Annotated in this window: 13 protein-coding genes and 2 tRNA genes; 3 read left to right on the top strand and 12 right to left on the bottom strand. The window is 67.9% G+C overall.

Going from position 1 to position 15,153, the window contains the following annotated elements; genetic code table 11:
* From HWD99_RS07540 to HWD99_RS07530, 3 genes are read right to left on the bottom strand one after another with little or no spacing between them, the layout of a single operon-like run.
* The gene (locus tag HWD99_RS07540; RefSeq protein ID WP_241795612.1) at window positions 1-1,245 is read right to left on the bottom strand and encodes an allantoate amidohydrolase; all 1,245 of its coding nucleotides are present in this window, start codon (window positions 1,243-1,245) and stop codon (window positions 1-3) included.
* A 1-nt stretch (window position 1,246) separates the two neighbouring features.
* Window positions 1,247-2,437 (bottom strand): FAD-dependent oxidoreductase, encoded by a 1,191-nt coding sequence (locus HWD99_RS07535; protein ID WP_241795611.1) that lies wholly within the window; start codon window positions 2,435-2,437, stop codon window positions 1,247-1,249.
* Window positions 2,438-2,440: 3 nt separating this feature from the next.
* A complete protein-coding gene (locus tag HWD99_RS07530; protein ID WP_241795610.1) occupies window positions 2,441-3,595 on the bottom strand; it encodes a tyramine oxidase subunit B in 1,155 nt (384 codons plus the stop codon).
* Window positions 3,596-3,743: 148 nt separating this feature from the next.
* Between HWD99_RS07530 and HWD99_RS07525 the strand changes: the two genes are divergently transcribed.
* Complete coding sequence (locus HWD99_RS07525) at window positions 3,744-4,661, top strand: LysR family transcriptional regulator (protein WP_241795609.1); 918 nt, start codon at window positions 3,744-3,746, stop codon at window positions 4,659-4,661.
* Window positions 4,662-4,682: 21 nt separating this feature from the next.
* On the opposite strand, the gene HWD99_RS07520 is transcribed toward HWD99_RS07525, so the two are convergent.
* Complete coding sequence (locus tag HWD99_RS07520) at window positions 4,683-4,964, bottom strand: hypothetical protein (protein ID WP_241795608.1); 282 nt, start codon at window positions 4,962-4,964, stop codon at window positions 4,683-4,685.
* 303 nt (window positions 4,965-5,267) lie between these two features.
* Here HWD99_RS07520 and HWD99_RS07515 point away from each other — a divergent pair, with 303 nt between their 5' ends.
* Window positions 5,268-5,825, top strand: coding sequence for a hypothetical protein (locus HWD99_RS07515; protein ID WP_241795607.1), 558 nt, complete (start codon window positions 5,268-5,270; stop codon window positions 5,823-5,825).
* A gap of 95 nt (window positions 5,826-5,920) precedes the next feature.
* Here HWD99_RS07515 and HWD99_RS07510 read toward each other — a convergent pair.
* The 5 genes from HWD99_RS07510 to HWD99_RS07490 form a co-directional block, all read right to left on the bottom strand.
* A tRNA-Ala gene (locus HWD99_RS07510) sits at window positions 5,921-5,993 on the bottom strand.
* A 26-nt stretch (window positions 5,994-6,019) separates the two neighbouring features.
* A tRNA-Ile gene (locus HWD99_RS07505) sits at window positions 6,020-6,093 on the bottom strand.
* 84 nt (window positions 6,094-6,177) lie between these two features.
* Complete coding sequence (locus HWD99_RS07500; protein ID WP_241795606.1) at window positions 6,178-7,119, bottom strand: DUF4097 domain-containing protein; 942 nt, start codon at window positions 7,117-7,119, stop codon at window positions 6,178-6,180.
* Window positions 7,116-7,802 (bottom strand): response regulator transcription factor, encoded by a 687-nt coding sequence (locus HWD99_RS07495; RefSeq protein ID WP_241795605.1) that lies wholly within the window; start codon window positions 7,800-7,802, stop codon window positions 7,116-7,118. The genes HWD99_RS07500 and HWD99_RS07495 overlap by 4 nt, the downstream gene beginning before the upstream one ends.
* Window positions 7,790-9,058, bottom strand: a complete 1,269-nt coding sequence (locus tag HWD99_RS07490) for a sensor histidine kinase (protein WP_241795604.1) — start codon at window positions 9,056-9,058, stop codon at window positions 7,790-7,792. Before HWD99_RS07490 ends, HWD99_RS07495 begins: the two co-directional genes overlap by 13 nt.
* A 143-nt stretch (window positions 9,059-9,201) precedes the next feature.
* Between HWD99_RS07490 and HWD99_RS07485 the strand changes: the two genes are divergently transcribed.
* A complete protein-coding gene (locus HWD99_RS07485; protein WP_241795603.1) occupies window positions 9,202-9,912 on the top strand; it encodes a VIT family protein in 711 nt (236 codons plus the stop codon).
* Window positions 9,913-9,996: 84 nt separating this feature from the next.
* Here HWD99_RS07485 and HWD99_RS07480 read toward each other — a convergent pair whose 3' ends face one another.
* The 3 genes from HWD99_RS07480 to gyrB all read right to left on the bottom strand — a co-directional run bounded on the left by HWD99_RS07480 (window position 9,997) and on the right by gyrB (window position 15,139).
* The gene (locus HWD99_RS07480) at window positions 9,997-10,401 is read right to left on the bottom strand and encodes a DUF3566 domain-containing protein (protein ID WP_241795602.1); all 405 of its coding nucleotides are present in this window, start codon (window positions 10,399-10,401) and stop codon (window positions 9,997-9,999) included.
* Window positions 10,398-12,962, bottom strand: coding sequence for a DNA gyrase subunit A (gene gyrA / locus HWD99_RS07475; protein ID WP_241795601.1), 2,565 nt, complete (start codon window positions 12,960-12,962; stop codon window positions 10,398-10,400). Before gyrA ends, HWD99_RS07480 begins: the two co-directional genes overlap by 4 nt.
* Window positions 12,963-13,057: 95 nt before the next feature.
* On the bottom strand, window positions 13,058-15,139 hold the full coding sequence (gyrB, locus tag HWD99_RS07470; protein ID WP_241795600.1) for a DNA topoisomerase (ATP-hydrolyzing) subunit B: 2,082 nt from the start codon (window positions 15,137-15,139) through the stop codon (window positions 13,058-13,060).
* Window positions 15,140-15,153 lie beyond the last annotated feature (14 nt).

Genomic DNA, 15,153 nt, shown 5'->3' with positions numbered 1-15,153 from the left:
TCAGCGGGTGAGCAGATGCTCGAGCACGTCGGCCAGCGCCTCGACGCCCGCCGTCACGTCGGCCGCCTCAGCGGTCTCGGACGGCGTGTGCGAGGAGCCCGTGGGGTTGCGGACGAACAGCATCCCGGTCGGGATGACCGCGGCCAGCACTCCGGCGTCGTGCCCCGCACCGGTGTCGAGCACGGGGGCGTGGGGGAGCACACCCTGCATCCGCTCGCGCAGCGCGGGGTCGAAGAACACGGTCGGCGAGAACGACTGCTCGGTGACGGTCACGGCGCAGCCCTCGGCATCCGCCACCCGGCCCGTCGCGGCGACGACCTCGCTCACGATGCGCCGCACCGCCTCGTCATCGCGATGCCGCACGTCGAGCCAGAGGTCGACCGCCGAGGCGATCACATTGGTGCCTCCGGGGGTGACCTTGATGCGTCCCACGGTTCCGCGCGCGTCGTCGACGATCAGCGTGTGCGCCCGCAAAGCGCGCACCGTCTCGGCCGCGACAACGACCGGGTCCTGCCGATCGGCCATGCGGGTCGCCCCGGCATGATCTCCGCGACCGTCGATGCGCACGTGCCAGCGACCGTGGGCGATGATCGCCCCCGCCAGGGCGACGGGCTGACCGAGGTCGACGAGTCCGCGCCCCTGTTCGACGTGCAGTTCGACGAAGGCCGCGATGTCGGCGAGGCGCTCAGGATCCGGTCCGATCGACGTCGGATCGAACCCGGCCGCGGTCGCGACGTCGGCGTAGGTGCGGCCGGTGTCGTCCGTCAACGCCCGCACCGTCTCCGACGCGGCCGCCCCGGAGAGCAGCCGGGATCCGAGACACGCGAGGCCGAACCGCGACCCCTCCTCCTCGGGGAACACCGCCACGGCGAGAGGGCGCACCGGGGTGACTCCGCGGTCGCGCAGGAGGTCGACCGCCGCGAGAGCGCTCGCGACACCGAGAGGCCCGTCGAAGTTCCCCCCGCCCGGCACCGAGTCGAGGTGCGAGCCGGTCACGATCGCGCCGCTCCGGGCCCGGTGCTCCGATCGATCCGCCGGTGCCGGTGCATCCCACCATGCCCAGATGATGCCGTTGCCGTCGTGTTCCACCGACAGGCCCCGAGCGGTCGCGTGCGCGTCGAACCAGTCCCTCAGCTCGAGTTCGGCGTCGGAGAAGACCGGTCGCGTGTACCCGCCGCGGTCGGAGTCGATTCCGATGCCGTCGATCTCGCTCAGGAGCGCGTTCGCATCACCGTGCGTCGTCATGTCACACCCCCGCGAATCTCTGGCCGACGGCACGGAACCGCTCCGAGGCCAAGGCGGTGCCGGTCACGAGATCGAGCACGAGCTCCCCGAGCAGCGGAGCGAACTTCGCCCCCTGTCCCGAGCACGGCGACACGACGGTGACCCCGGCCGCGCGGTCGATGATCATGTCGTCGCGCGGCACGTTGGTGAACAGGCACGTGGTCTCGGCGTAGGAATCCGTCTTGAGACCGGGGGCGAATCGCGCCACGAACGAGCGGACCCGTTCGCGATTGTCGGGATCGATCACGCCGTCCTGCTCGGCGGCCGACGCGATGCGCCTGCCGCCGTTGTACTCCGCGATCTTCTGTCCTCGCCAGTCCGCGTCCCGCCCACCCGGCAGGCTGTAGGTCTGGATGTCCTCGCCCTTGTAGATGAACGTGGGCCAGGAGGTGGCCTCGCCCGGGAGCGGCTGCCCGTGATCCTCGACGTCGCGATAGGGGAAGTGGAACGCGTTCTCCTGACGCACTTCGAACTGCGGCATCGCGTCGGCGAAGCCACCGGGAAGATCCAGGTCGCGCAGCAGCGCCGGCAGCCAGCCGCCCGCAGCGACGATCACCTGCTCGGCGTGCACCGTCCTGCCCGTCGACGAGGTGAGGACGTATCCCGTGAAACCGTGCCGCACCGACGCGACCTCCCACCCGGTGCGCACGTCGGCGCCCGCCGCCCTGGCGAGGTCGAGCATCGCCAGGACGGACGACTCGGAGTCGATCACGCCGGCTCCCGGATGCCACAGCACCTCGGTGTCGAACGTCAGCTGCGGCCACCGCGCTGCGGCCTCGTCCGGCGAGAGCAGTTCATGGTCGACGCCCACGGACTCGAGCACGTCCGCGAGCCTGCGAGGGTCGCGGACGGCACCGAAGTCGAGAGATCCGCTCGGAGTGATCAGCCGGCGACCGCTCGTCTCCTCGAGCTCGTCCCACGACCGTCGCGCCTGCACGACGAGGCCCGCGTAGAAGGGGTCGAGGTAGCCGTAGCGGAAGATGCGGGCGGAGCCGTGCGAGCTGCCGAGGTGGGATGCGGGCACATCGCGCTCGAGGACGATGACGTCTGCCCCGGACTGGGCCAGTCGCCAGGCCGCCGATGCTCCGGTGAGTCCGGCCCCGATCACCGCGTAGGTCGCGGATTCACCGCGGGAGGACAGTGTCGCGTGCATGGCTCAGGCCAGGTCCGGCGCGTTCCAGAGGTTGAGCTTCGTGCCGATGCCGAGCTCGACCGCGTTCTCGTAGACGGTCTTCGCCCACGCGACGTCTTCGACGCCCATGCCGCCGACGCTGAAGAGCACGGGCTGCTCGTCGAACTCGCGCCCGGGAACAGTGCCCTCGAACACGTCGCCGATGTTGACGACCCGCGACTCGTCGAGCTCGCCCGCGTCGATGAGGTCCTGCCAGTACAGTCCGATCATCCCGAATGCCGTCTCATGCGAGGGCGCCGGGTACTCCTCGGCCCAGGCCTCGTAGATCTTCTTCGCGTCGGCGATGAGCCGCGCCTTGCCCGACAGCGTGTACTCCTTGTCCATCCGCAGGTTCGCGGGCAGGCTCAGGAACGCGCCGGGCTTGATCCAGTCCCCGTCGATGTACGGGTAGTTCTCCGAGCCGACGAGCCCGGTGACCGCCTCCGAGACGATGTCCGAGTCGCGCACCGCGGCCTCGACGGTCTCGGCGATCTCGATCGTCGTGAACTGCGGGTAGTGCTCGCGCACATAGTCGGCGAAGGCCTCCGACGTGGAGCGGCGACGACCGTTGATGCGGATCGTGTCGAGAGAGGGGCGCGCCGCCGTCATGGCGTGCAGCGCGCTCTTGTTCATGGCCCCGGGGCCGATGATGCCGAGGGACTTGGCATTCACCGGGGCGAGTTTCTTGGCCGCGGCACCCGGCACCGCCGCCGTGCGGTACGCGCTCTCGAGGTTCCCCGACATGATGGCGAACGGGGCGCCCGTCTCCTTGTCGTTGAGCACGATCAGGTGGATGGAGCGCGGGAGCCCCTTCTCACGGTTGTCGACGTTCGAGCCGTACCACTTGACCCCCGCTGCATCGAAGCGCCCGCCGAGGTACGCCGCCATCGCCATGAAGCGGCGGTCGGCGGCATCCAGCGGCATCGTCGGGAAGGGCGAGGACTGCGGGAAGCTGATCTGCGCGCCGTGGGAGTTGGCGGAGTTGCCGGCCATCCGATAGTCGCCCTTGGCGACGAGGATCAGCACCTCCTCCATCACCTCCATGCAGCGATCCATGTCCTTCACGCCGGCGGCGATGACCTCGGGCTCGCTCAGGTAGAGCATGTCGATCCGGGTGTCTGCTGCGGTCTCTGCGGTCATGGTGCCGGTCCTTCCGTCGGGTGCGTCCCCTCCAGTTGAACGGCGGACACAACCCCAGGTCAAATACCATTTCCTGCTCGGATTGATAGCGTTTTGCTCGCAATGCGCCCGTAACGCCGCGGTAATACGCAGCCCGTATCGTGCGGGCATGGAACTCCGTCAGCTGCGCTACTTCATGGCTGTCGCAGACGAGCTCCACTTCGGCCGCGCGGCCCGGCGCCTGCACATGTCGCAGCCCCCGCTGAGCGTGCAGGTGAGCCGACTCGAACGCGAGGTCGGCGTTCCGCTCTTCGAGCGCAGCACGCGCCGGGTGAGCCTGACTCCCGCCGGTCTCCATCTGCAGGCGCGAGCTCGGAGGATCCTCGACGAGGTCGACTCGGTGCGCGGCGAGATGCGCGACTACGTCGACGGTCTCGCGGGTCAGCTGAGCGCCGGCTTCGTCAGCTCGGCGAACTACACCGTGCTGCCCGAGGTCGTGCAGCTGTTCCGCGCGCGACGTGAGCGGGTGTCGCTCACACTGGTGCCGTTGACATCAGGAGAGCAGTTCGACCGTCTGCGCGACGGCACACTCGACATCGGCATCGTGCGCGATGAAGTCCCGACGGGCCCGTCGTCTCCCGGGCTGACGACGGAGGTCGTCTATGAGGAGCGGCTCGTGATGTGCGTGCCGACGGGGCATCCTCTCGCCTCCCGCACCGAGGTCACCGCCGAGGAGATCATCGATGTGCCGATGATCACCTACCCGAGGTCGCTGATGCCGGGGTTCGTCGATCGGGTCGACGAGGTGCTGGGCATCTCGGCCGGCACGATGCGCATCGTCGAAGAGGTCGTGCATCAGGAGACGGCGCTCGGGTTCGTCGCGGCGGGCGTCGGCGCCAGCATCCTTCCCGAATCCGTGCGCCAACTGGTGCCGCCCTCGATCGCCGTCGTGCCGATCGCGGGTTCGCCGACCACCCGGCTGCTCGCCGCACGACGCACGGCCGACGACGACAACGCGGTGTGTGCGGCCTTCATCGAGTGTCTGCACGATGCGGCGGCGAGTCTGCGCGCGGCTCAGCCCGCCTGACTCGGAGGCCACTGGTCGGCGTCAGAGGATGTCGTAGTACCCGCCGTAGGGGTAGTCGAGGTCTCCCGTGTCGCGCTCATCGAAGGCCACCGTGGACACGCTTATCGTGACTCGACTGTGCTGGGTGATCAGAACGCTCACCTGTCGATTGCCGACGACCACGAAATCCACGAAGACCCCCGGGGTCCTGGCGGCATCCTCGATACGACGACGCAGATCCGCGACATCCTGATCCTGCGCGAGAAGATAGCTCGCCGAATCGAAGATGGCCTCGGTCTGGATCATCGTCTTCGCGGAAGTCATGACGGGAACGCTACGCCGCGTCATGGGACCCCGGAAGGGGGGTTGTGATCGAGGCACCGACATGGCAGGGCCCCGATTGCCAGGAACACCGTGCAGATGATCGGATATCCGAGTTGTTAACAGGTTCATCCACAGCTGTGGATGAATATGCCTGATCACACCGTTCATCTCTGACCGCCGACGTGGTCTCGCCGCCCCCGCGCACTCACGGCGCGGAGTTGTTAACAGGGTTGTTAACACCTGTGGAGGAGAGGTGCCGTCGAGATCGTCGGATAGGCTCTGGGCGCTGACCGAGGAGGATCGATGAAGAGAAGCGCGAGCGCGTTCGCCCTGGCGATCGCCGTGAGCCTGGTGGGGATCACGACGGGTTGCTCGGCCAGTGCCGCCATGCCCGATCCTCCGCAGACCGTCGGCGAGGACTATCCGGGGACCTGCATGCCCCCGGAGTTCTCCTGGCCGACCGACTTCCTCGAATCACTGCCGTCGGAATCCGCAGCCGTGGGCGGAAGCATCGTCGGACTCCGCCTCGAATACCTCGACGAGCAGTGGGTGTGGCGGATCCGCAGCGCCGCGTCGAAGACGGACATGTGGGGCGAACGCGTCGACGACCCCTCGTTCGGCAGGGAGTCGATCGTCGACGTGAGCTCCTTCGAGATCCGCTCGTCCGGCGACGCGCAGCTCACCGAGGCGGAGCAGACCGCCGGGACCGGGGCACTCCTGGCGGCGATGGCGTCGGGAGAGCAGTGGCCGAGCCCGCTGATCGTCGAGATGACCCGGGTCCTCGACGACGGCGCCGCCGTCTGGCGCATCACGACCTGCGACACCGCCACGAACGAGCTCACGGAGCAGATCGTCCCCTAGGCCCGCGCACGAGGGAGCCCGACACACGAGAGAGCCTGCAGAAACGAGAAGGCCCCGCACAGGGCGGGGCCTTCTCGAACTGTCTCAACACAGTGTGGAGCCTAGGAGATTCGAACTCCTGACATCCTGCTTGCAAAGCAGGCGCTCTACCAACTGAGCTAAGGCCCCGTGAGGGAATTTCTTGAGTTGAGGAGTGGGGCTACCAGGACTTGAACCTGGGACCTCTTCATTATCAGTGAAGCGCTCTAACCGCCTGAGCTATAGCCCCGCAACCTCCAGAACTTTACCGGAGATTCCACGAAAAACCCAATCGAGGACGGGGACCCGAACCGGCCCCCGCCCTCGACCCGCCTCAGCGGCCGGGACGAATCGTGGCGCTGCCCGCCGAGAGCGAGACGTCGATGGTGTTGCGCCCGCCCCCGGACTGATCGACGCGAGCGTCGAGCGAGCCCGCACTGACGTCCTGGATGATCGTGTACGGCTCGTCCGGAACCGTGAGATCGAAGGATCCGGCGCTGACGTCGATGGTCGTCTGCGACGGCGCCCGTCCCGTCAGCTCGACGGTGAGGTCGCCCGCGGCGACGCTGAGATCGGCCTCGTCCACCCCGTCGATGACGGCGTCGGCGCGACCGGCGCTCATGTCGATGCCGAGACTGCTCGCGGATCCCTCGATGTCGAGCGCCCCCGCGTTGACCGAGATGTCGAGCGCACCGAAGTCGCCCACGACGTCGAGGCTGCCGGCGTCGAGGGTGAGGTCGGCGTCGAGTGCTGCATCGCGCAGGCTCTCCGGGAGTGTGAGCACGGCCGACTCGTCATCGCCGAACCAGCTCCCGAACCACCACCCGAAGCGGAACTCGGGGCTCCTGACGACCAGGTCCTCCCCGTCGCGCTCGAGCGTCCACCCGGGTCCGCGGCCGTTGGTGACCGCGAGCTCCGCCTCGTCGACTTCACCGAACTCGATGCGCATGTTGCCCGCATCGACGTCGAGGTCGATGCCCTGGAGCCCCGAGACGCCCTCGGTCTGCACCGAGTCGGCGCTCTCCGTCGACGAGGCGACGAGGCCACCCGTCGCGGCGACGGCGGCGGTGGCACCCGAGCCGAGCAGCGCGATGCCGCCCACGATCGCGGTGAGGATCATGACCGCCCTCGCTCCCGACGACGGACCCGGCGCACCGGGCGCGGTCTGCGTCGGAGGTGCCGGCTCGGTCGGCGGCGGAGTGTGCGCGTCCGGTGCGGATGCGGGCGGGGGCGTGTAGGGCGTCTGGCCGCCCGGGAAGTCGTCGTTGGTGGTCATCGTCCCACTCCTGTCTGTCCGGTCGGCATCGCGCCGCCCGTGTTCTCGATGTGAGCCAGCGCGGCGAGGACGCGGCGGTTTCCCGACTCGCCCTGCTCGAGACCCAGCTTCTGGAAGATCGCGGTGATGTGCTTCTCGACACTCGCCTCCGAGAGGAAGAGCAGTGCGGCGATCGCCTGGTTCGACTTCCCCTCGGCGATCAGTGCCAGCACGGTGCGCTCACGTTCGGTGAGCCGCAGCATCCGGTCGTCGCGGTTGCGACGCGTCAGCAGCTGCGCCACCACTTCGGGGTCGAGCACCGTGGCCCCCTCCGAGATGCGCTGCACCGACCCGAGGAACTCGGCGACATCGGCCACCCGGTCCTTGAGCAGGTAGCCGAGCGGGCCGCCCTGTGCCGCGATCAGGTCGGACGCGTAGCGCTCCTCGACATACTGCGAGAGCACGAGCAGCGGCAGCGCCGGATTCGTGTCACGCAGGTGCAGTGCGGCGCGGATGCCCTCGTCCGTGAACGTCGGCGGCAGCCGCACATCGAGGATGCAGAGCTCCGGGTCGGTGTCGGCGACCGCCTCGTCGAGGCCCTCGATGTCGGGGAGCGCGGCGACCACTCGGTGGCCCGCGTCCTCCAGCAGCCGCACGAGCCCCTCGCGCAGCAGGACGGAGTCCTCGCAGATCAGGATGCGCATGGCACGTTCACCTCCAGGCTGGTCGGCCCGCCGAGCGGGCTCTCGAGGCGGAAAGTTCCGCCCGCGGCGAGGATGCGGTTCGCGATGCCGTCGAGACCACCGCCGGGCTGCACCTGAGCGCCACCCATGCCGTTGTCCTCGACGCGGGCCCAGAGGACCCCGCCCTCGCGCAGTCGCACGGTGACCCTGGTCTCGCTGGCACGGGAGTGCTTGGCGGCGTTCGTGAGAGATTCGGCGATCGAGAAGTAGACCGCGGCCTCGGCCTCGCGACTGCAGCGTCCGTCCATGCGGACGTCGAGACTCACCGGAATGTGAGATCGGCCGGCGAGCGCCGAGAGCGCGGCGTCGAGTCCGCGGTCGTCGAGCACGGAGGCGTGGATGCCTCGGGCGAGCTGTCGCAGCTCGGTGATCGCCGCCTTCGTCGACGTGTGCGCCTCGGAGATCAGCTCCTTCGCGGCAGCCGGGTCGTTGTCGATCTTCTGCTGGGCGAGGCCCAGGGTCATGCCGACGGACACGAGCCGCGGCTGAACGCCGTCGTGCAGATCTCGCTCGATGCGGGTGCGCTCCAGGTCCGCGGCGCGCACGGCTCCCTCCCGCTGCGCCGTGCTGGTGCGTACGCGCTCGGTGAGCTCGGCCTCGCGGCTGCGGACGACGACGGCGAGCGAGATGACGCGGTGCAGCAGAGCAAGACCGATCATGCCGGCGATCGAGGCGGCGACTCCGAGGATGCCGATGAGCGGCGCCCAGGCGGCGTCGATCCCCCCTCCGCCGAACGGACCGATCACGGTGTCGGTCCCTGCGAGGGGAGCGAAGCAGATCACGATCGACCACACGAAGCCCCAGGCGAGCCGGAGGACGATCCAGCCGAGGACGGCCGTGATGGCGAAGTTCGCCAGGGCGCGCCACATGCGGCCGTCGATCGCCTGCCGTCCGAGCGACCGCAGCCACCCGACGAATCCGGGGCGATCACGCGGACGCCAGCGCAGTGGTGCGATCGGGGTCCTGTAGAGCGCGCCGACCCGGGCGACCTCGAACCAGCCGACGCCGAAGAGCGCGTAGACGAGCCCGACGAGGAGCACGACCCCGACGCCCGCGGCGAAGAGCAGTCCCAAGCCGGTGCCGAGGAGGCCCGAGAGGGTCGCGAAGATGAATCCACCGATGACCCCGATACCCGCCAGATGCAGGATCGTGAGCACGATGCGCAGCGGCGGCTTCGTGGCCGTCGCCGGTGGTGGCGTGGCAGTCTGTGTCGTCATGTCTCCAAGGTACGGCGGTGCCGAGAGGGCCGACACCGAGGCATCCCGACACCCTGATTCGGGTTTTCCCTACTGCACCGGACGCGCCGGCGACGCCGGCGTAAGGGGGAGCGCGATCCCCGCCCATCTGATTCACTGAGCGCATGACCGCACATGAGGGTGAACCGCACGGCTCAGGGCTCGGACAGCGCCTCAACTGGCTGCGCGCCGGAGTGCTCGGCGCGAACGACGGCATCGTATCTGTCGCGTCCCTGCTCGTCGGCGTGGCCGGCGCGACCACCGACAACGCCGCGCTGCTGACCGCGGGCCTCGCAGGCCTCGTGGGCGGTGCGATCTCGATGGCACTCGGCGAGTATGTGTCGGTGAGCAGCCAGCGCGACAGCGAGCGGGCGCTGATCACCAAGGAGCGCGACGAGCTGCGGACGATGCCCGAGGCCGAGTTGGCCGAGCTCGCCGGCCTCTACCGCGAACGGGGTCTCAGCGAGGAGACGGCACGTCGCGTCGCACAGGAGCTCACGGCACACGATGCCCTCGCCGCCCACCTCGAGGTCGAGCTCGGCATCGATCAGGACGACCTGGTCAACCCGTGGCACGCGGCGCTGTCATCCGCGGTCGCCTTCACGCTCGGGGCCCTCCTGCCACTGCTGGCGATCCTGCTCCCGCCACCCGAGTGGAGGGTGCCGGTCACCTTCGTGGCGGTGCTCCTCGCGCTCGCGCTGACGGGAACCGTGTCGGCACGCATCGGTGGCTCACCCGCGGCCCGCGCCTCGATACGACTCGTCATCGGGGGCGCACTCGCGCTGCTCGCCACGTGGCTGATCGGAACACTTCTCGGCACGACCGGCGTCGTGTAGAGCCATCGGTAGACGCAGAGAAGGGCGGATGCCGCAGCATCCGCCCTTCTTCTGTGCGTGTGTCCGTGTCTGCGCGTCGACCGGTCAGTTCGAGGTGAAGCCGACGAGAAGTCCGCCGGTCACCTTCACCGCGACGTTGTAGATACCGGCGACGACTGCGCCGAGCACCGTGAAGACGATGAGGTTGAGGATCGAGACGACGGCGGCGAACGCCATCACCTGCGGAAGACCCGCCACCTCGGAGATCCGCACCGAGTCGCTGGTGATCGTGCCGACGAACTCGTCGGCCTGGTTGAGCACCCCGGTCGCCTGCAGCACGAGGTAAATCAGGAAGAACGACACCATGGTGACGATCGCGAGCGCGACGGCTCCCAGGAAAGAGAGCTTCACTGCGGACCAGAAGTCGACGTACACGAGGCGCAGGCGGACCTGCTTGCCTCCGGTCTTACGAGTCGACTTCTTCGCCAGCTTGTCGGCTACCGTGCTCATTCGTCTGCTTCCTCAGGGTTCTCGGTCGTCTCGGGGGAGGTGGTGGGGGACTCCGCCTCCGCCTCATCCGATCCGTCGTCCTCGGTGAGGCCCCGCTCACCGTTGCGGGCGATGGCGAGGATGCGGTCGGCTTCCGTCGTCCGTGCGAACACCACTCCCATGGTGTCGCGGCCCTTGGCGGGCACCTCGGCCACGGCAGAGCGTACCACCTTGCCGCTGGAGAGAACCACCAAGACCTCGTCGTCCTCCGAGACCATGAGACCACCCGCGAGAGTGCCCCGATCGTCGTGCAGCTTGGCGACCTTGATGCCGAATCCGCCGCGTCCCTGCACGCGGTACTCCTCGATCGCGGTGCGCTTGGCGTACCCGCCGTCGGTCACCACGAACACGAACTGGCCGAGCGCCGCGACGGACGCCGAGAGCAGGCTGTCGCCCTCGCGGAACTTCATTCCCTTGACGCCGGCGGTGGCGCGTCCCATGGGGCGGAGCGCCTCATCGGTCGCGCTGAAGCGCACCGACATGCCCTTGCGGCTGATCAGCAGGATGTCGTCCTCGGCGTTGACCATCAGCGCCGACACCAGCTCGTCCTCGTCGTTCAGACGAATGGCGATGACGCCGCCCTGACGGTTGGTGTCGTAGCTGGCGAGGCTCGTCTTCTTCACGAGGCCGTCGCGCGTCGCGAGCACGAGGTAGTCGGCGACCTCGTAGTCGCGGATGTCGAGCACCTGCGCGATGTTCTCGTCGGGCTGCAGGGCGAGGAGGTTGGCGACGTGCGTCCCCTTCGCATCGCGACCGGCCTCGGGGACCTCGTAGGTCTTCGAGCGGTAGACACGACCCTTGTCGGTGAAGAACAGCAGCCAGTGGTGCGTGGTCGTCACGAAGAAGTGCTCGACGATGTCGTCCGCACGCAGCTGAGCACCCTTGATGCCCTTGCCGCCGCGGTGCTGCGACCGGTAGTTGTCGCTGCGGGTGCGCTTGATGTAGCCGGCGCGGGTGATGGTGACGACCATCTCCTCCTCGGCGATCAGGTCCTCCATCGACACATCGCCGTCGAACCCGTGCAGGATGTGCGTGCGACGCTCGTCGCCGAAGCGGTCGACGATGCCGGTGAGCTCGTCGCGGATGATGCCGCGCTGGAGTCCCTCGTCGGCGAGGATCGCCTGGTACTCGGCGATCATCTTCTCGAGCTCGGCGGCCTCGTCGAGGATCTTCTGCCGCTCGAGCGCCGCGAGACGACGCAGCTGCATGTCGAGGATGGCCTGCGCCTGGTCGTCGTCGATGTCGAGGAGCTTCTTGAGTCCCTCGCGGGCATCCTCGACGGTCGCGGACCGGCGGATCAGGGCGATGACCTCGTCGAGAGCATCCAGTGCCTTGAGGTAGCCGCGCAGGATGTGCATGCGTCGCTCGGCCTTGGCGAGGCGGAACTGCGTGCGACGGACGATGACCTCGAGCTGGTGGGTGATCCAGTTCGTCACGAAGCCGTCGATCGCGAGGGTGCGGGGCACGCCATCGACGATCGCGAGCATGTTCGCGCCGAAGTTCTCCTGCAGCTGGGTGTGCTTGTACAGGTTGTTCAGCACGACCTTCGCGACGGCGTCGCGCTTGAGCACGACGACGAGGCGCTGACCCGTGCGGTCGGACGACTCGTCGCGGATGTCGGCGATGCCGGTGATCTTGCCGTCACGGGCGAGGTCGCCGATCTTCACCGCGACGTTGTCGGGGTTCACCTGGTAGGGCAGCTCGGTGATCACGAGGCAGGTGCGACCCTGGATCTCCTCGACGTTGACGACCGCGCGCATGGTGATGGAGCCACGACCGGTGCGATACGCCTCCTGCACCCCCTTGGTGCCGAGGATCTGCGCGCCGGTCGGGAAGTCCGGACCGGGGATGCGCTGGATCAGTCCCTCGAGGAGCTCCTCGCGGGGAAGACCCGGGTTGTCGAGCGCCCACAGCGCCGCCGCCGAGACCTCGCGCAGGTTGTGAGGGGGGATGTTGGTCGCCATGCCGACCGCGATGCCGACCGATCCGTTGACGAGCAGGTTCGGGAACCGGGCAGGCAGAACCGTCGGCTCCTGGGTCTGGCCGTCGTAGTTGTCCTGGAAGTCGACCGTGTCCTCTTCGATGTCCCGCACCATCTCGAGCGCGAGGGGGGCCATCTTGGTCTCGGTGTATCGCGGAGCAGCGGCGCCCATGTTGCCGGGTGAGCCGAAGTTGCCCTGCCCCAGAGCCAGCGGGTAGCGGAGCGACCACGGCTGCACCAGACGGACGAGGGCGTCGTAGATCGCCGAGTCGCCGTGCGGGTGGTACTGCCCCATGACCTCGCCGACCACGCGGGCGCACTTCGAGAACGACTTGTCGGGGCGGAATCCGCCGTCGTACATGCCGTAGAGCACACGTCGGTGCACGGGCTTGAGTCCATCGCGGACGTCGGGGAGCGCGCGGCCGACGATCACGGCCATCGCGTAGTCGAGATAGCTGCGCTGCATCTCCGACTGAAGGTCGACCTGGTCGATCTTCCCGTGTTCGTGTGCCGGGGGCTCGGGGCGTACTTCGTCAGTCATGTGTCTTCTCTTCGTTGGTTTCCGAGAGCGGCTCGCGACATGTCCACTCGCTTCGCTCGCTCAACGACCAGGGTTGCTCGCTGCGCTCGCCTGGATCAGATGTCGAGGAAGCGGACGTCCTTGGCATTGCGCTGGATGAAGCTGCGTCGGGACTCGACGTCCTCACCCATCAGCACGCTGAAGATCTCGTCGGCGGCCGCGGCATCCTCGATGGTCACCTGGCGGAGCGTCCGCGTCGTGTGGTCCATCGTGGTCTCCCACAGCTCCTTGGCGTTCATCTCGCCGAGACCCTTGTACCGCTGGATGCCGGCATCCTTCGGGATGCGCTTGCCGTTGTCGAGACCGAACTTGAGCAGGGCATCGCGCTCTGCGTCGCTGAACACGTACTCGTGCGGGGCGTTGGTCCACTTGAGTCGGTACAGCGGGGGCATCGCGAGGTACACGAAACCGGCTTCGATGAGACCGCGCATGTAGCGGAAGAGCAGCGTGAGCAGCAGCGTCGTGATGTGCTGACCGTCGACGTCGGCATCGGCCATCAGCACGATCTTGTGATAGCGCGCCTTCTCGATGTCGAACTCTTCGCCGATGCCCGTGCCGAACGCCTGGATCATCGCCTGGACTTCTTTATTGCCGAGCGCCTTGTCGAGACGTGCGCGCTCGACGTTGAGGATCTTGCCGCGCAGGGCGAGGATCGCCTGTGTATGCGGGTCGCGCCCCTGCACTGCCGAGCCGCCTGCCGAGTCACCCTCCACGAGGAAGATCTCGCTGATCGACGGGTCCTTGCTCGTGCAGTCCTTGAGCTTGTCGGGCATCGCAGCCGACTCGAAGACGCTCTTGCGGCGAGCGGTCTCGCGCGCCTTGCGAGCGGCCAGTCGAGCGGTCGCCGCGTCGATCGCCTTGCGGATCACGTTCTTCGCCTGGATCGGGTTGCGGTCGAACCAGTCGCCGAGCTGATCGCCCACGACCTTCTGCACGAATGCCTTCGCCTCGGTGTTGCCGAGCTTGGTCTTGGTCTGACCCTCGAACTGCGGCTCGCCGAGCTTGATCGAGATGACCGCGGTGAGACCCTCACGCACGTCGTCACCCGAGAGGTTGTCGTCCTTCTCCTTGAGAAGGTTGTTCGCGCGGGCGTACTTGTTGACCAGCGTCGTGAGCGCGGCACGGAAGCCCTCTTCGTGCGTTCCGCCCTCATGCGTGTTGATCGTGTTCGCGTAGGTGAAGACGTTCTCGGTGTACGAGGTGGTCCACTGCATCGCGACCTCGAGCGAGATCTTGCGGTCGGTGTCCTCGGACTCGAACGCGATGATCTCGTCGTTGACGACCTCGGCGTGACGCACCTTGTTCAGGTACTCGACGTAGTCGACGAGACCGCGCTCGTAGTAGAAGACGTCTCCGGGCTGCTTGACGATCGCCTGACCGTTCTCCTCCACCTCGTAGGCGGAGGAGGGTCGCTCGTCGGCGAGCTCGATGCGCAGTCCCTTGTTGAGGAAGGCCATCTGCTGGAAGCGCGTGCGGAGCGTGTCGTAGTCGAACTCGAGCGTCTCCTGGAAGATCTCGCCGTCCGGCCAGAAGGTGATGGTCGTGCCGGTGGTGTCGGCCGCCTCGCCCTTCTCGAGCTGCTGCTGCGGAACGCCGCCGTCCGCGAAGCTGTGGCGCCAGACGAAGCCCTTCTGCTTCACCTCGACCTCGAACCGTGTCGACAGCGCGTTCACCACCGACGATCCGACACCGTGCAGACCACCGGAGACGGCGTAGGCGCCGCCGCCGAACTTGCCACCGGCGTGCAGGATCGTGAGCACGACCTCGACGGTCGACTTCGACGGGTCGGAGGAGTGCGGGTCGACGGGGATGCCGCGGCCGTTGTCGACGACGCGGACGCCGCCGTCTTCGAGCAGCGTCACCAGAATGGTGTCGGCGTATCCGGCGAGGGCCTCGTCGACAGAGTTGTCGACGATCTCGTAGACCAGGTGGTGCAGACCGCGCGGACCGGTGGATCCGATGTACATTCCGGGGCGCTTGCGGACGGCTTCGAGGCCTTCGAGGATCTGGATCGAGTCGGCACCGTACTCGCCCGGCTGCTTCGCCTTGGGTGCGGGTGCCGACGATCCGGAGTCGGTGACCGCCGAGGGGTCTCCGTTGGTCGATTCCGTCTCGTCAGCAGGGGATTCAGGCGTCATCAGAGAGCATTCTC

Source organism: Microbacterium sp. C5A9, assembly GCF_022627955.1.
GTDB lineage: Bacteria > Actinomycetota > Actinomycetes > Actinomycetales > Microbacteriaceae > Microbacterium.
The sequence above is the reverse complement of the archived record's forward strand: the minus strand, read 5'-3'. Positions and strand labels throughout refer to the sequence as shown.